The 14,522-nt window shown below is 63.4% G+C and carries 16 protein-coding genes; 10 read left to right on the top strand and 6 right to left on the bottom strand.

The genetic code is table 11. The features are described from left to right. Nucleotides 1-20 precede the first annotated feature (20 nt). The 3 genes from V1286_RS13985 to V1286_RS13995 all read left to right on the top strand — a co-directional run bounded on the left by V1286_RS13985 (nt 21) and on the right by V1286_RS13995 (nt 3,296). Nucleotides 21-1,424: an MFS transporter gene (locus V1286_RS13985; RefSeq protein ID WP_334480356.1), complete on the top strand. Its 1,404-nt coding sequence runs from the start codon at nt 21-23 to the stop codon at nt 1,422-1,424. A gap of 187 nt (nt 1,425-1,611) precedes the next feature. Beyond that, nucleotides 1,612-2,673, top strand: a complete 1,062-nt coding sequence (locus tag V1286_RS13990) for a ketopantoate reductase family protein (RefSeq protein ID WP_334480357.1) — start codon at nt 1,612-1,614, stop codon at nt 2,671-2,673. A gap of 107 nt (nt 2,674-2,780) precedes the next feature. After that, nucleotides 2,781-3,296 (top strand): arginine repressor, encoded by a 516-nt coding sequence (locus tag V1286_RS13995; protein ID WP_334480359.1) that lies wholly within the window; start codon nt 2,781-2,783, stop codon nt 3,294-3,296. Between the two features lie 223 nt (nt 3,297-3,519). Here V1286_RS13995 and V1286_RS14000 read toward each other — a convergent pair whose 3' ends face one another. Both V1286_RS14000 and V1286_RS14005 read right to left on the bottom strand, forming a co-directional pair. Beyond that, entirely contained in the window at nt 3,520-3,852 is a 333-nt protein-coding gene (locus V1286_RS14000) for an HNH endonuclease (RefSeq protein WP_108521271.1), read from the bottom strand. 163 nt (nt 3,853-4,015) lie between these two features. Continuing rightward, entirely contained in the window at nt 4,016-4,492 is a 477-nt protein-coding gene (locus tag V1286_RS14005; RefSeq protein WP_334480362.1) for a MarR family winged helix-turn-helix transcriptional regulator, read from the bottom strand. A 297-nt stretch (nt 4,493-4,789) separates the two neighbouring features. On the opposite strand from V1286_RS14005, the gene V1286_RS14010 reads away from it, so the two are divergent. After that, nucleotides 4,790-5,308, top strand: coding sequence for a DUF1993 domain-containing protein (locus V1286_RS14010; protein WP_334480364.1), 519 nt, complete (start codon nt 4,790-4,792; stop codon nt 5,306-5,308). A 131-nt stretch (nt 5,309-5,439) separates the two neighbouring features. After that, nucleotides 5,440-5,814 carry an MmcQ/YjbR family DNA-binding protein gene (locus V1286_RS14015; protein WP_334480365.1) on the top strand — a complete coding sequence of 125 codons (375 nt, stop codon included), beginning with the start codon at nt 5,440-5,442 and terminating at the stop codon, nt 5,812-5,814. 24 nt (nt 5,815-5,838) lie between these two features. On the opposite strand, the gene V1286_RS14020 is transcribed toward V1286_RS14015, so the two are convergent. Both V1286_RS14020 and V1286_RS14025 read right to left on the bottom strand, forming a co-directional pair. Further along, entirely contained in the window at nt 5,839-8,073 is a 2,235-nt protein-coding gene (locus V1286_RS14020) for an ATP-binding protein (protein ID WP_334480366.1), read from the bottom strand. Nucleotides 8,074-8,091: 18 nt separating this feature from the next. After that, nucleotides 8,092-8,496 (bottom strand): response regulator, encoded by a 405-nt coding sequence (locus V1286_RS14025; RefSeq protein WP_334480368.1) that lies wholly within the window; start codon nt 8,494-8,496, stop codon nt 8,092-8,094. Nucleotides 8,497-8,672: 176 nt separating this feature from the next. Here V1286_RS14025 and V1286_RS14030 point away from each other — a divergent pair, with 176 nt between their 5' ends. Further along, nucleotides 8,673-9,563, top strand: a complete 891-nt coding sequence (locus tag V1286_RS14030; protein WP_334480370.1) for a DMT family transporter — start codon at nt 8,673-8,675, stop codon at nt 9,561-9,563. 78 nt (nt 9,564-9,641) lie between these two features. On the opposite strand, the gene V1286_RS14035 is transcribed toward V1286_RS14030, so the two are convergent. Next, nucleotides 9,642-10,325: a BA14K family protein gene (locus V1286_RS14035; protein WP_334480372.1), complete on the bottom strand. Its 684-nt coding sequence runs from the start codon at nt 10,323-10,325 to the stop codon at nt 9,642-9,644. Nucleotides 10,326-10,591: 266 nt separating this feature from the next. Here V1286_RS14035 and V1286_RS14040 point away from each other — a divergent pair, with 266 nt between their 5' ends. From V1286_RS14040 to V1286_RS14050, 3 genes are all read left to right on the top strand, one after another. After that, nucleotides 10,592-11,002, top strand: a complete 411-nt coding sequence (locus tag V1286_RS14040; protein WP_334480373.1) for an NADH:ubiquinone oxidoreductase subunit NDUFA12 — start codon at nt 10,592-10,594, stop codon at nt 11,000-11,002. Nucleotides 11,003-11,075: 73 nt separating this feature from the next. Then, nucleotides 11,076-11,516, top strand: coding sequence for a MarR family winged helix-turn-helix transcriptional regulator (locus V1286_RS14045; protein ID WP_334480375.1), 441 nt, complete (start codon nt 11,076-11,078; stop codon nt 11,514-11,516). A 70-nt stretch (nt 11,517-11,586) separates the two neighbouring features. Continuing rightward, the gene (locus tag V1286_RS14050; RefSeq protein ID WP_334480376.1) at nt 11,587-12,282 is read left to right on the top strand and encodes a hypothetical protein; all 696 of its coding nucleotides are present in this window, start codon (nt 11,587-11,589) and stop codon (nt 12,280-12,282) included. Between the two features lie 462 nt (nt 12,283-12,744). Here V1286_RS14050 and V1286_RS14055 read toward each other — a convergent pair whose 3' ends face one another. Then, nucleotides 12,745-13,449, bottom strand: coding sequence for a DJ-1/PfpI family protein (locus V1286_RS14055; protein WP_334480377.1), 705 nt, complete (start codon nt 13,447-13,449; stop codon nt 12,745-12,747). Between the two features lie 128 nt (nt 13,450-13,577). Between V1286_RS14055 and V1286_RS14060 the strand changes: the two genes are divergently transcribed. Then, nucleotides 13,578-14,516: a GlxA family transcriptional regulator gene (locus V1286_RS14060; RefSeq protein WP_334480378.1), complete on the top strand. Its 939-nt coding sequence runs from the start codon at nt 13,578-13,580 to the stop codon at nt 14,514-14,516. Nucleotides 14,517-14,522: the final 6 nt, after the last annotated feature.

Below are 14,522 nucleotides of genomic sequence, written 5' to 3' on the forward strand. Positions count from 1 at the left end.
CCGGAATGGAAGCAACAGGCATGCAGCAGGACCCGGGGCGCGAGGGATGGCGATCGCTGCTCAGATGGGAATGGATACCGACGCTCGGGATCCTGCTGGGCGGCGTGCTGCTTCAATCGATGAATGTCCTGATGCTGACGACCGTGCTGCCGTCCATCGTCGGTGAACTGGGCGGCGTCACCATGTTGAGTTGGCCGACAACCGCATTTCTTGCGTCATCCATTGTCGCGGCGAGCTGTGCCGGCATGCTCGCGGCTGCGGTCGGTCCCCGCGCGGCCTACTGCGCCGGGGTAGCGACATTCGGTCTCGGAGCGCTGCTTTGCTCGCTCGCGCCAACAATGGGCTGGATCGTTGTCGGCCGCTTGGTACAGGGATTCGGCGGTGGTCTGGAGGCGGCCGCAGCCTATGTCGCGGTGCGAGCGACTTTCCCGGAAGCCGTCTGGTCACGGACGATTGCATTGATGTCGACCAGCTGGAGCATGTCCGTCTTGCTGGGGCCGCTGGTCGGGGGAATGTTCGCCCGCTTCGGCAATTGGCGCGGCGCGTTCGTCGCGACCGCGATCGTCGCCGGCATATTGGCGGTCAGCGCCTATGTCATCCTGTCGCCGGGCACGTCGGAACGCCGGACGCCCGCTGCAGGCCTGCCGGCCGGACGCGTCGCATTGATCTGGCTCGCAATCGCCGCGATGTCTTCAGCCTCGATCGTCGAATCGTCGTTGGCCAAAGCCGGCCTGATCGTCCTTGCGATTGGCGCGCTGGCGGCGATGCTGCGGCTTGATCGTGTCGCGGCGGCGCCGCTGCTGCCGAGCGATGCGTTTTCATTGTATACGCCGACCGGCGTTGGGTTATGGCTGGCGCTGCTGCTTTGCATCACCTTCAGCCCGTTGCAGATATACGTGCCGATCTTCCTGCAGCACTTGCGCGGACTGGATCCGCTGGCGGCCGGTTTCATGGTTGCAAGCGGCTCGCTGGGATGGACGATCGCTTCCCTTGTCACGGCCGGCGCATCCGGGTCATGGCCGGACCGGCTCATGCTGGCCGGACCGGTGGTGATGGGCATCGGCCTGATGGCGATCGCGTCACTGCTCCCAAGCTCTGCGGCGACGCTGGCCTTGATCCCGGCCATCGTCGCACTGGGGATGGGCATCGGCCAATGCTGGCCCTTTGTCGCCCACCGGATCATGAGCGGCGCCAAGGCGGGTGATGAGGTCGTCGCGGCCTCCGCGGTCCCCACCGTCCAGCAGACCGGGTTTGCCCTGGGCGCGGCGCTCGCGGGGCTGGTTGCAAATGCCAGTGGATTCTCCGCCGGGGCCACGGATGAAAGCATGATGCACGTGGCGTTCTGGGTGCCGGCAAGCTTCGCCGTTCCGGCGATCATCGCCTGCCTGGCGAGTTTACGGCTGCGGCATCTGCGGAAGCTCTGAGGTAGTTTCGCGGGGCGGCGTCGTGCAGGAGACGCGGGCCTAGGAATACCTCCCTTTTATTTCCGTCTTGGCAGGCCGCTATGTGATTGTAGCGCCTATCAATTCGTTGTATGCCACGGACGAAATTTCGGCCCGCCCCGGGACGGACCTCCAAGAAAATCCCCGCATCATTTGTGAAAGAGAGAGTATGGCGCGCAACATTTTGATCCTTGGAGCCTCGTACGGCTCCTTGCTGGCGACGAAGCTTTTGATGGCGGGGCACAACGTGACTCTGGTTTGCCGGATGAAGACGGCGGACCTCATCAATCGCGACGGCACCGAAGTTCGCATCAAGCTGCGCGACGAGGCGGTGCACCGCGCGATCTTCTCGCGCGATCTGCCCGGCAAACTGGACGCCACCACGCCCGCCGAGGTCGATCTTTCGCGCTACGATCTGGTCGGCCTTGCGATGCAGGAGCCGCAATACACCAACCATACGATCCGCGTTCTGATGATCAAGATCGCCGAGGCGAAACTGCCCTGTCTTTCGATCATGAACATGCCGCCCTTGCCCTATCTCAAGCGGATCCCGGCGCTGGCGGATATGGACCTGGAGGAGGCGTATACCAATGCGCTGGTGTGGGAGCGGTTCAAGCCGGGACTGGTGTCGCTGTGTTCGCCCGATCCGCAGGCCTTCCGCCCGCCGGAAGAGGCGGCGAACGTCCTTCATGTCGGCCTGCCGACCAACTTCAAGGCCGCCGCCTTTGAAGACCCGCAGCACAACAAGATGCTGCGGGAACTCGAAGCCGATATCGACGCGGTGACGCTGGACGGCAAGGACGTTCCGGTGAAGCTCAAAGTGTTCGACTCGCTGTTCGTACCCTTGGCCAAATGGTCGATGCTGCTGACCGGCAATTACCGCTGCATCACGCCGCACGAGCCGCAGTCGATCCGCGACGCCGTGCACGGCGACCTGAAACTCTCGCAGTCGATCTATGACCACGTCGACGGCATCGCCCGGCGTCTGGGCGCCGACCCGGCGGATCAGGTGCCGTTCGAGAAATATGCCAAGGCGGCGGAAAGCCTGCTCAAGCCGTCATCGGCGGCCCGTGCGGTTGCCGCCGGAGCGCCCTTCATCGAGCGGGTCGACCTCCTGGTAAAGCTGATTTCGCATGAGCTTGGCGCGCCCAATGCCGAGATCGACCGCACGGTGCAGACCGTCGATCAAAAACTGAACGAGAAGATCGTGGTGGGCGGATCCGGCGCGTAGTGACGAGTGCGCGATCGCGCTTCGAGAACGGCGCGCCAGCATAGGCTGGCGCGCAAGAACATGCATGCTAAGAATTGAAGGCTGTGCAAGTTCTCGAAAATATCGCAATGCCCGGCGTCATCGCCGCCCTTCAATATGCGACCGCGGTCACGTTCCTGGTCATCGGTCTGGCAGCCTATCGGTACGGCGCCGCTGGCCAGCGTGCTGCCGAGACCGCAGTGACCAGACAGGGCTTCCCGGTTGAGATTCTTTCGCGGCACCGGGTGCGGATCGAAGAGAGCCTTGCAGAGCTCATGCTCCCCTTGGGGATAAGCGTAGTCCTCGCGACGCTCGCCACGCTCAACCTGACCGCGCCCTATATCGGCCGTATAGCGACTTGGATCATCCATCCGATCCTTCTCATCGCCGGGGGATTCATCACCGCCGGCCAGGTGTTCACGGTCCGGTTCGTGGAGGCCGAGTTTCGGAAGTCTCAAGACCCCGACGCCCGGGCGGTCGACGTCAGGGACGTCATCAACGCCGCATCCGCCGTCTTCCCGGTCTGGCTGCGTCCCATGATCGTGACCCGCTTTGTCCTCGTGACGCTCGGCTCGGCCCTGATTCTGTTGCTGACGGCCGGTTAGAGATGTGGAGCCGCGACATCTGGTTTTCGGTCAGCGCGTTTAGCGGATAGAGGACGAGAGCGCGAAATCGCCCGCTTTGAAGAGCGTAAGATACGGCGCTCTGTCAGGGGGGCAGCGTTCTCTTTGTTTGAGCATGATCTCGGTGCAAACTGGCTGCGCTTGTCGCGAGGGGAACCGGTTCCACTTTGCGCTCACGCGGGGCTCTTCGGCTACGGATCATGCCCTAGACGTAAACCTGTTTCACCAGTTCGGGCAGGAGCCGTTTGAGCTGCCCGTGACTGAGAGGGCGCGTCGCGGCGATCTCGGCAAGCCGCCGTTGGACGTGCGGCCATTGATTCGTCTCGCGCGGGTCGGTGTCGCCTTTGGCGAGATTGCAGGGGTAGCAGGATAGCACACGGTTGCTCCGGCTGTTCTGACCTCCCTTTGAAAGCGGGATGAAGTGGTCGATGCCGGCCTTGACCTTGCCGTCCCACTTTATCCGCGGGAGTCCAATGTCACAGTAGGCGCAGCGTCCGCCCCAATCGAAATAGCAGCGCTTGTAGGTTACGTCGGCCATTAGCCTTGGCTCTTCCCCCGAATCCCTTCGTCCAACATCTCACCCTTTCATACATCAAGTCGGAATCGAGAACGACGGCGCAAGAGCAGGGGCTTGCGCCTTGTTCACCCCGCAAGCGCGCGGCGGATCATGTTGGCCAGTTGGGACTTTCGATAAGGCTTGGTCAAGAGCAGCGCGCCGGTGCCTGCCGACCCCGCAACCCAATCACTTCATCGAGCTGCGAATGAAGTTCGATGAGGGTATCTTCTCCGAGTGTTTCCTTGATCCGCGTGAAGACACGTTCCCACACGGGAAAGATAGATTCGATCGTGCGCTCGCCGGCCCGGGTGATGACGACGACTTTCGTGCGAGCGTCTTCCGGCGACCGCGCGACGCGTAGAAGTCCTGCACGCTCGAGCGGCAGAATGCTTCGCGTCAGCGTAGTGCGGTCCATCAGCACGGCCTGCGCGAGCCTGCTCATGGTCGCGCCCGAATCCCCAAACAGTGCGGCGGCCGCGAGAACCGGCAACTGCGACGAGTGCAGCCCGAAGGGCGCTAATTCGTCGTCGTAGAGTTTGGCAAGAACGCGTGAGGCCTGCCGCACACGAAGGGCGGGACACTCCTCGGCCATCTGTCGCGCCAACTGAGAGAAATTGGCCATTTAAGGTGTATACACATATAAAAGATGGATGTCGACAAAGCGAGGAGAAGCCGTAGATATTGACAAATAAAGTGCATATGCACTTAGAATACACCATTAGACCTTGGGCGGCGCGAACGATTTGGCGAAGGGGCCGCGGGCGCTTCATCAAGGCGCGCGCTCGCGTGGACGGCACGAGATCGTTTGGGTTCCGGGTTGCCGAGTCGACGGTGCTTCCAGGCCGCCCAGGCAAGCGGAAGAAGTCATTCTACCGCGCCGCTTGACCTGTCTGATCCATCAACGAAGGAGGATCCCGTCATGTCGATGTCGAACGCATCAATTCCGGTATTCGAGATTGGCCTCAATGCACTCTCGGCGATTCTCGACAAGGCTGAGACATATGCTGCGGCAAGGTCGATCGATCCCGCGACGCTGCTCAGCGCGCGACTCTTCCCCGATATGCTCGCATTCACTCAGCAGGTGCAGAGCGCCTGTGACCAGGCCAAGAACGGCGGCGCACGGCTCGCCGGCATCGACCCGCCCAGGTATGAGGATAACGAGAAGACAATCGCCGAGCTCAAGGCGCGCATCGTCAAGACAGTCAGCTTTGTGAAGACGCTCGACGCCAAGAAGATCGACGAGTCGGCCGACAGCGAGATCACATTCCCGCTCGGTCCGACGAATATGGGCCACATGAGAGGTGCGGACTATCTCAACCACTTTGCGGTACCAAATTTCTACTTTCACGTCACCACCGCCTACGACATCCTCCGTCACTGCGGTGTCGAAATCGGCAAGCGCGATTTCCTCGGTACCATTCCGATGAGAATAACGTGAGATATGGCTCGTAATGAAATAGGCCCGCACGCGGTCCAGAAAGCGCGCTGTCCTGATTATGCTCTCCAGGCGCTGGGCGCTCGTCGCGATGGGAAGTCCGACGCGCGGCCGATTGGGTGAAACGCAACAAGATGACCCGCGGAAAATTCAATGCATTCTGCCGGAGGCTCCCTGCGACCACGCATGTGGTTCAGTGGGGTGGATCGCATGTCTGGAAGGTCGGTGGCAAAGTCTTTGCGATCGCCAGCGGCAAGCATGGCGAGCCGAGCGTCACCTTCAAAGTGAGCGATATTGCGTATGAGATGCTCAAGGATCAGCCGGGCTTGCGCCCGGCGCCGTACCTCGCATCGCGCGGCATGAAATGGATCCAGCACTTCGCAAAGCCCGGGCTGCCCGATGCCGCGCTCGGCGACTACATCCGGCAGTCTCACTCTATCGTCTCGCAGGGCTTGTCAAAGAAGAGACGGCTTGAGCTCGGGCTTGCAATGCCTGTGCCGCAGGCGTGAAAAGGTAACACCACTTCCACCGCTTCATCCCGTCAGCGCACGCCGGACCATGTTAGCCAGCTGGGACTTCCGATACGGCTTGGTCAGCAGCAGCACGCCGGGGTCGAGGCGGCCCTGATGCACGATGGCGTTGTCGGTATAGCCTGATGTGTAGAGCACCTTGATGCCGGGCCGGAGCTTCAACACCTTCTCGGCCAGTTCGCGGCCGGACATGCCGCCGGGCATGATCACATCGGTGAACAGCAGATCGAACGCCTGACCATCTTCGATCAGGTTCAGCGCCGCCGGTCCGTTGGCGGCGCCCACCGTGCGGTAGCCGAGGCTCTGCAATTGCGTGGTGACGAAATTGCGCACCAGCGCGTCGTCTTCCACCACCATGATGGTTTCGTTGCCATGCGGCAGCGGCGGCGCCGCGGCTGGCGCCGCCTCGACCTGGCCGCGGGCCGGCGGCAGATAGAGCTTGATCGTGGTGCCGTGGCCGACCTCGCTGTAGATCCGGATGTGCCCGCCGGACTGCTTGACGAAGCCGTAGACCATGCTGAGCCCAAGGCCCGAGCCCTTGCCGACTTCCTTGGTGGTGAAGAACGGCTCGAACACCTTGTCCAGCACGTCCTGCGACATGCCGGCGCCGTTGTCGCTGACCGCGAGCATCACATAGGGGCCGGGTTTCACGCCCGGATTAGCCTGCGCGTAGGCTTCGTCGAGCATGACGTTGCGCGTCTCCAGCAACAGCTTGCCGCCGTTCGGCATCGCGTCGCGGGCGTTGATCGCCATGTTGAGCAGGGAATTGGCGAGCTGCGAGGCGTCGATATGGGCGGTCGCCGTTTCCTGTTCGAGGATCGAGTTCACCTCGATCTGCTCGCCGAGCGTCGGCCGAAGCAGTTTGGCGATATCGAGCACGGTGGCGTTGATGTCGACATTGCGCGGCTGCAGCGGCTGGCGGCGGGCGAAGGCGAGCAGATGCTGGATCAATTCGCTGCAGCGTTCCGCCGCCTGGTCGATCAGTTCGGCCGTCTTCTGCAGCTCCGGCTCACGCGCAAGCCGCGCGACCAGCGTTTCGGTGGTACCGGTGATCACCGTCAGCATGTTGTTGAAATCGTGCGCAACGCCGCCGGTGAGCTTGCCGATGGCGTCGAGCTTCTGCGCTTGCTGCAGCTTGTGTTCGGTTTCGCGCGAGGCGGTGGCGTCGTGATAGACCAGCGCGGCGCCGCTGATGGCGCCCGCGGCATCGCGCAGCGGCCGGCCGCTGATCAGGAGATGAACCGGCGGATTGCCGCTGACGGGGCGTACCACGATCTCGATGGCGTCAAACGCTTCGCCGCGCAGCGCACGCGAGGCGGGCATGTCGTGGACCAGCAGCGGCGTGACGCCGTCGGCATGAAACACCGTGCTGAGCGAGCGCAGCATTTCCACCGTCATTCCCGGCCGGTAGCGCAGCATCTTCTCGGCGGCCGGATTGGAGAGCAAAACCTCTCCCTTGGTGTCGATGACCAGCACCGCCTCCGCCATGCTGTGAAAGGTGCTGCGCAGCACGGCCGCCGAAAGCCTGAGTTCGTCATGCGCGGCAACCAGATGCTCGGTGCGCTCGGCGACCGCGGCCTCCAGCGCCTCGTTGGTGGCTTGGGTGGCACTCAGCGAATCCTGCAGTTGCCGGCGCGAGCGGCGGGCCGATACCGTCAGAACGGTGGCGAGGATCAGAATCAGCGTGACGCCGGCGAGATCGATCGCCAGCAGGAACCTGCCGATGGTTTCGGATTCGGCGCGTCTGGCGAACAGCAGCCGGCGCTCTTCCGCCACCGTCCTTTCGAGGTTCCCGGCGATCACGGCCGTCGCCGCACGGTCTTCCTGGCCGACAAGCGCCGCGACCGCGGCGGTGTCTCCCATGATTCGGCGCCTGATCAACTCGCCATTGACCGTAACCTGGCGCTCCACCAGCGCGTTGGTCTCTTCGATGAGCTGCTTTTCGACTGGATTGTCCTTGACGGCCTCGATCAGCGCCGCCAGCGCCGGCAGGATCGCGTCGCTGGCCTCGCGATATTCCCTGGCGAATTCCTGATCGCCGTTGATCGCAAAGGCGCGCGCCGCGCTTTCGGCCCGGCGCAGCAACGGGCGCATGTCCGAGATTTTGCCGAGTATGCCGAGCGCACGGTCGACGGAAGCGGTATCGGACCGCGACTTGAGGTCCAAACCGATCGAGGCAGCGCCGATAACGAGGAGGATGGCGAGGCCAATCCCAAGAATGATACGCTGCGAGGGCATTGCCAGTTGCTTACTTCACTATCTCGAGTGGCGCGCAGAAGCTTTCGGTGTGGTGATGCACTGATTGACCGAGGTCAACAGCGCATCCGGCGTGAAGGGCTTGCGCAGGCAGCATGCCGCGCCGAGTTCGATGGTCATCCGCAGGAGTTCCGGCGCGCGCTCGGTGTTGGCGAAGGCGTAGCCCGACATCGCGACGATCGGCAGGTCCGGCCTGCGCTCGTGAAACATCCGGATCGATTCGAAGCCGCGCATATGCGGCATGAACACGTCGATCAGCATGACGTCGAAATCGGAGGATTCGAGTGCGCGCATTCCCGCTTCACCACCGTCGGCAACGGTGACCTCGAAACCCTTGCGGGCCAGACAAACCTCGATGGCAACGCAGACCATCGGGTCGTCATCGACCACGAGAACGCGCGGCACGATGATTCCTTCTTCCTCGGGCGGCGGCCAGGTGACCAGCACATCCCATGTGACGATTAAGTCGAAACGCCGACAGGTCGTCTGTATGATAGAGTGCACATAAAAGTTGTTGAGGGCAATTACGTTTAGCTGTGTCAGAACGAGAACAATCCACCGGTTCCGGAGCTGCGCCTGCCATGCCCCCGATCGATCGCGCGGGGCGGCTGTCGCCGCTCGGGTTCGTCCTGCTCGCCATTACGTCGGTCGGGTGGGGCGTCAACTTCCCGATCATGAAACATTTACTGACGGAATGGCCGCCATTGTCCTCGCGCGGCTTGTGCGGCATCGCCGGCGCTGCGGCATTGGCGCTGATTGCGCTCGCGCGGCGGCAAAAATTGAGCGTGCCGCGGCCGATGTGGCTAAGATTGCTAATTGTTTCCATGTTGACGATCGGCGGCTGGGTCGCATTCATGGGACTGGCGCTGTTGTGGCTCAGTGCCAGCGAGGCCGCGGTGCTCGGCATATCGATCCCGGTCTGGGTGGCGCTTCTGGCATGGCCGATCCTGGGGGAACGGCTGTCGCCGCTGCGCGCCGTCGCGCTGACGGTCGCGCTCGCCGGCATCGCCGTGCTGATCGGCGGCAACGGCATCGAGGCCAGCGTCGATAAATTGCCGGGCGTCGCGTGCGCGCTGGCTGGTGCGGTGTGCGTCGGCCTCGGTACCGTGCTGACCAAGCATTTCCCGTTGGCGATGCCGCCGCTGTCGCTGGCCGCCTGGCAGATCGGGCTCGGCTGCCTGCCGATCGCGATCGTTGGGCTTGCGGTCGAGCAGCCGCAACTGGCAGCGCTATCTTATGTCGGCTGGCTGTCGCTGCTCTATATGACGCTGGTCCAGTTCTGCCTTTGCCATGTGTGCTGGTTTGCCGCGCTGGAGCGGCTGTCGGCGGCGACGGCTTCGATTGGAACCTTGCTGGTCCCGGTCATCGGGGTGCTTGCGGCGGCGGCGATGCTGCGCGAGCCGCTCGGCCTGCGCGAGATCGCGGCGCTGGCGTTTACGCTCGGCGGGGTGGCGGTGGCGCTGCGCGCGTAATTTCGCAAACGAAAAGGGCGGCGCAGTAAGAATGCGCCGCCCTTCGAACTCACGATATCCTGCTATTGCGCGGTCCTTCTATTGCGCGGGGCAGGGATGCCGTAGCCCGTCGTTGCCGAGATAGGTTCCCGACGCCGGATCGTAGGACCGGTATCTCCGCGTGCAATACGCCACAGCATCATCGTCGGCCGGGGGGGCTGCGGCTACTACGCTGTCGTCGTAATATCCATACGAGTCATCGTAGTAGGAGGGGCTGTCGTAATAGCCATAACTCGACCCGATGCCGGCGCCGATCGCGAAGCCGGGCCAGAAGCCACGGCGATGATGATGACGATGGTAACGGCCGCCGTAGTAGCCGCTACCCGCGACGGCACCTGCACCGACGCCGGGCGCGGGCCGGACGAAGCCGGGGCGACCTTCCGTGCCGGCAACCGCGCCAGCCCGGAAGCCGGGACTTCCGCTGGGCGCAACGGCCACGCCACCACCTCTGAAGCCACCACCACCGCTGGGTGCAGCGGCCATGCCGCCACCCCTAAAGCCGCCACCACCGCCGGGTGCGGCGACGGAGCCGCCGCCACCGCCTCTAAAGCCACCGCCAATGGCTGCGCCGCCACCACCGCCGCCGCCGGCCCTGGCACCGCCGCCACCGGCCGCTATGCCGCCTCTGCCTTCCTGCGCCTGGGCGGCGCTGATACTCGACGCGACTATCGGAAACACAAGCGCGATCGCCGCTGCTGTACTCAAAACTTTCAGATTAATCATCGTAGGCTCCATTTCCGGGATATGGGTTTCAACCATCCTCGGAGGTGGACGTTCCCAAACCCACGCACTGATCGTGCGCATACCGAGCCTGCCCCGCCGGAGCTGTATGCGAAATGAACGGATTGCGCCGGTTCCGCGGCAACTGCCGCCGAAATGTGCCGTGTGGACCAAGGGCGACGGGCAGGGCGGGAAACAGCCTTTAGCTGGACAATTCGCCCCGCCGATGGCATCAGAGCGACACGTCACCTCGAACCGGCCGAGCCCTCATGAAGCAGTTTCTGCTCAAATTTTTCACTTGGTGGAACGGCCAGACGTTCGGCACGCAATTGTGGACGTGGCGATTCGGCGAGCTGGTCGGCCTGGACGAGCAGGGCAACCGTTACTATCGCACCAAGGGCCGCAAGATCGATCCGACGCTCGGCTTCGAGCGGCGCTGGGTGGTCTATAACGGTTATGCTGAGGCGAGCCGGGTGCCGCCATCATGGCATGGCTGGCTGCATCACACCGTCGACGTGGCGCCGACCGAGGAGAGCTACACGCCGCGGGAATGGGAAAAGCCGCATGTTCCCAACCTGACCGGCACGCCCGCAGCCTACCGTCCGTCCGGCTCGACGCTGGTCAGCGGCCGCCGCCCCAAGGCGACCGGCGATTATCAGGCCTGGACGCCCGGAAGCTGAACTCTCGGTAAGTTTACCCGCCGCTACCACCAGGTGTCTTGCCGGGCATCATAGGTGTATATACACTTATCACATGAAACAACCATCCGATCACGACACCGACTACATGGCCGCGGCCGGCTGCTTCTGCCTCGCGTCGCGACAGGCCGCGCGGAAGATCACCCGGCTGTACGATTCCCATATGCAGGGTTCTGGCGTCCGCGTCACGCAGTTCACCATCCTGTCGCAATTGATGCTCCGCGGTGAAATGCCGATCGGCAAGCTTGCGGGTCTGCTTGGGATGGAGCGCACCACGCTGAGCCGCAACCTAACCCTGCTGGAGGACAAGGGTTGGATTTCGATCAGCGCCGGCGAGGATCCGCGCGCACGCATGATTGCCATTACCGCGCAGGGACGCGGCCTCGTTCGTCGCGGATTTCCCCACTGGTCGAAAGCGCAGGCGCATATCGGCAAGCTGCTCGGCGCCGACGGCCAGGCGGCGCTGAAGCTTTTGGGTTCCCGAAATTTGGGGTGAGACGAACCGGACGCCTGGTCAGCATTTTCATTTGTCTCAATAGGTGTAACTACACATAAGGAGATGTATCATGCTGGACTTTATTGGAACCATCGTTCTCGTTGCCGCGATCATCGTCAGCATCAATGCGCTCACTGGCGCGATGCCGATCAGCGCATCGCAGCGCATTGCCCTTTCAGTCGGCGCCGGTCTGTGGACGGGTCTGGCTGCCGCACTTGCCGCCGCGAACCTGTTCCTTGGCACAAATCCGATAGGGCCGCCGGTGATCGGTACGATGATCGCGCTTCCGCTGGTCGCGACGGCCGTTGCGGCGTCGATCTCGCCGTCGGTGCGCGCTTCGCTGCTCGGAATGCCGATGCCCTTCCTGATCGCTCTGAACCTCTGGCGGCTGGCGGGAGGATTTTTCCTCCTCCTCGCGGCCGAAGGCCGGCTTGGCGGACCGTTTCCAACCTCGGCGGGCTGGGGCGATGTCATCACCGGCGTATTGGCTTTGCCGGTGGCCTGGCTCGCGCTGCGCGGACAAGCTAGTCCGCTGGTCTGGGCATGGAATACATTCGGCATGCTCGATCTCGTGGCCGCGCTTGCATTCGGAATTATCTCCGCGAATGGCTCGCCGCTGCAGATCATTCACGCCGGGCAAGGCTCGGAAGCGGTGCAAATGCTACCATGGTCGCTGATTCCGACCGTGCTGGTGCCAATGTATCTGATTGTGCACGGCATCATCTTTGCGAAGCTGGCGCAGGGCAGCCAGCGCGCGCCGGGCTGAAGCTCTGCGCCGCACCGCACGCGTTCCTATTTTGCACAAGCCTCGCCTGTGGATAACGGGATCAGCGGGTACAACCAACGCGACCATCTTGTCCTCTCCGCGAGCTTGCTGCTCAATAGGGACATCTTACGGAGATGGGAAACCATCGCGTCGGTGTCGGGCTCCAGTTCGCGACTGTCCCGGCTAGCAGCGGTCACCGAGTAGGACACGGCCGGGAGATAGGCCCCTGGTGCAGAGGTTCTGAAATCGCCCGCTAATGTGTGGCTGCCGTAGGACAGGAAAGGTCGTCTGGGAAACCAGGCGGCCTTTTTCTGTGTTCGCGCGATATCGTGTGTTGTTTTTCATCGTCCGCCTTGTGCGCGATTGCGCACTGGGGCGGACGATCCAGTACGCCGTGATCTCTCGGCTCTAGCCGGCACCTGCGATTACTGGATGCCCGCCTTCACGGGCATGACGGCAGAGCTACGCCAGCCGCGCAGCGGCGCGGTCAATCATCTCGCCGCGGCGGATTTGCGCCGGTGCGATCCTGTCTTTCATGAAGGCGAGGACTTCCGGCGGCGCGGTGTCGGGCGAGCCGGAATTGAACGGCGGCGCAGGATTGTATTCGAGCCGGAGCTGGATCGTCTCCGCGGTCCGCCTGTCGTGCAGCAGCGAGACCAGCGTCAGCGCGAAGTCGATGCCTGCGGTAACGCCGCCGCCGGTGACGCGATTGCGATCGACGCAGACCCGCGTCCTGGTCGGGATCGCGCCGAACGCCGAGAGGAAATCCATCGCCGTCCAGTGCGTCGCCGCGCGATAACCCTTGAGAAGGCCGGCGGCGCCGAGCACCAGTGAACCCGTGCAGACCGAGGTGATGTATTTGGCGCCGGGCGCCTGCTTTCGCAGGAAGGCCAGCATCTCCTCGTCGTTGATCATGTCGTCGGTGCCGAACCCGCCGGGCACGCAGATGACGTCGAGTTGCGGGCAGTCCGCAAAGGTCGTGGTCGGCGTCAGCATCAGCACGGAATCGCTCGTGACCGGCTCGATCCGCTTCCAGACTAGATGAACTTGTGCGCCGGGCAGGCTGGAGAACACCTGCAACGGCCCGGTGAAGTCGAGCTGGGTGACCTTGGGGAACAGCACGAGACCGATCTGAAGCGGCGTGGGCGTGGGAGACGGCGCGGACATCATGACCTCCGGAAAATTTGGCTTGACGCAAAATTGGCTTGACGGAAGGCATCCTGACATGGTCGCCTCGTGTCCGAAATGGCATATTTCCCTCATTTCGGGACATCAGCCAAAAAGCGAGCTGCAGGATGATCGGCGTTCTCGTATTTCCGGATTTCCAGCTGCTCGATGCCGCCGGTCCGATTTCGGTGTTCGAGATCGGAGCGCGCTACGCCGAAAACGCCCCTTCGATCAGGGTTTTGGCGGTGACGCCGGGACCGGTGCGCTCGTCCTCCGGCGTCGAGATGCTCGCGCGCGGGCTAAGGCCGTCGGGCGCGATCACCACCCTGATCATCGCGGGGGGCGAGGGCGTGCGGCAGGCGGCGACCTGCGAGAAGACGCTCGGCTTCGTGCGCGCGATTGCCAAACGTGGCGTCCGCATCGCCAGCGTCTGCTCCGGCGCCTATATCCTCGCCGAGGCCGGCCTGCTCGATGGCCGCCGCGCCACCACGCATTGGCAGCGCACGCCGCATTTTCTCAAAACCTATCCGCAAGTGAAGCTCGAGCCGGACCGCATCTTCGTCCGCGATGGCGACATCTGGACGTCGGCCGGGATATCGGCCGGCATCGATCTGTCGCTGGCGATGATCGCGGAAGATTACGGCGACGAGATCGCGCAGAAGACCGCGAAGCAACTGGTGCTCTATCACCGTCGTAGCGGCGGCCAGTCGCAATTCTCCTCGCTGCTGGAATTGAAGGCACCGAACGGCCGGTTCGGACCGCTGTTGGCCTGGGCCCGCGAGAATCTCGATGCACCGCTCACCGTCGAGGATCTCGCCGAGCAGGCCGGCATGAGTTCGCGGCATTTCACCCGCGCTTTCATGGCGGAGACCGGCAGCACGCCGTCAAAGGCGGTGGAGCGGCTGCGCATCGAGGTGGCGCGGCAACGCGTGCAATCGTCCAGCGAGGCGATCGAGCGGGTTGCCGAAGTCACGGGCTTTCGCGATCCCGAGCGGATGCGCCGCGCCTTCATCCGCGCCTTCGGCCAGCCCCCGCAATCGCTGCGCCGCGCGGCGCGGGCGGGGTAGGGGCAT

This window comes from Bradyrhizobium algeriense (genome assembly GCF_036924595.1).
Taxonomy (GTDB): Bacteria; Pseudomonadota; Alphaproteobacteria; order Rhizobiales; family Xanthobacteraceae; genus Bradyrhizobium; species Bradyrhizobium algeriense.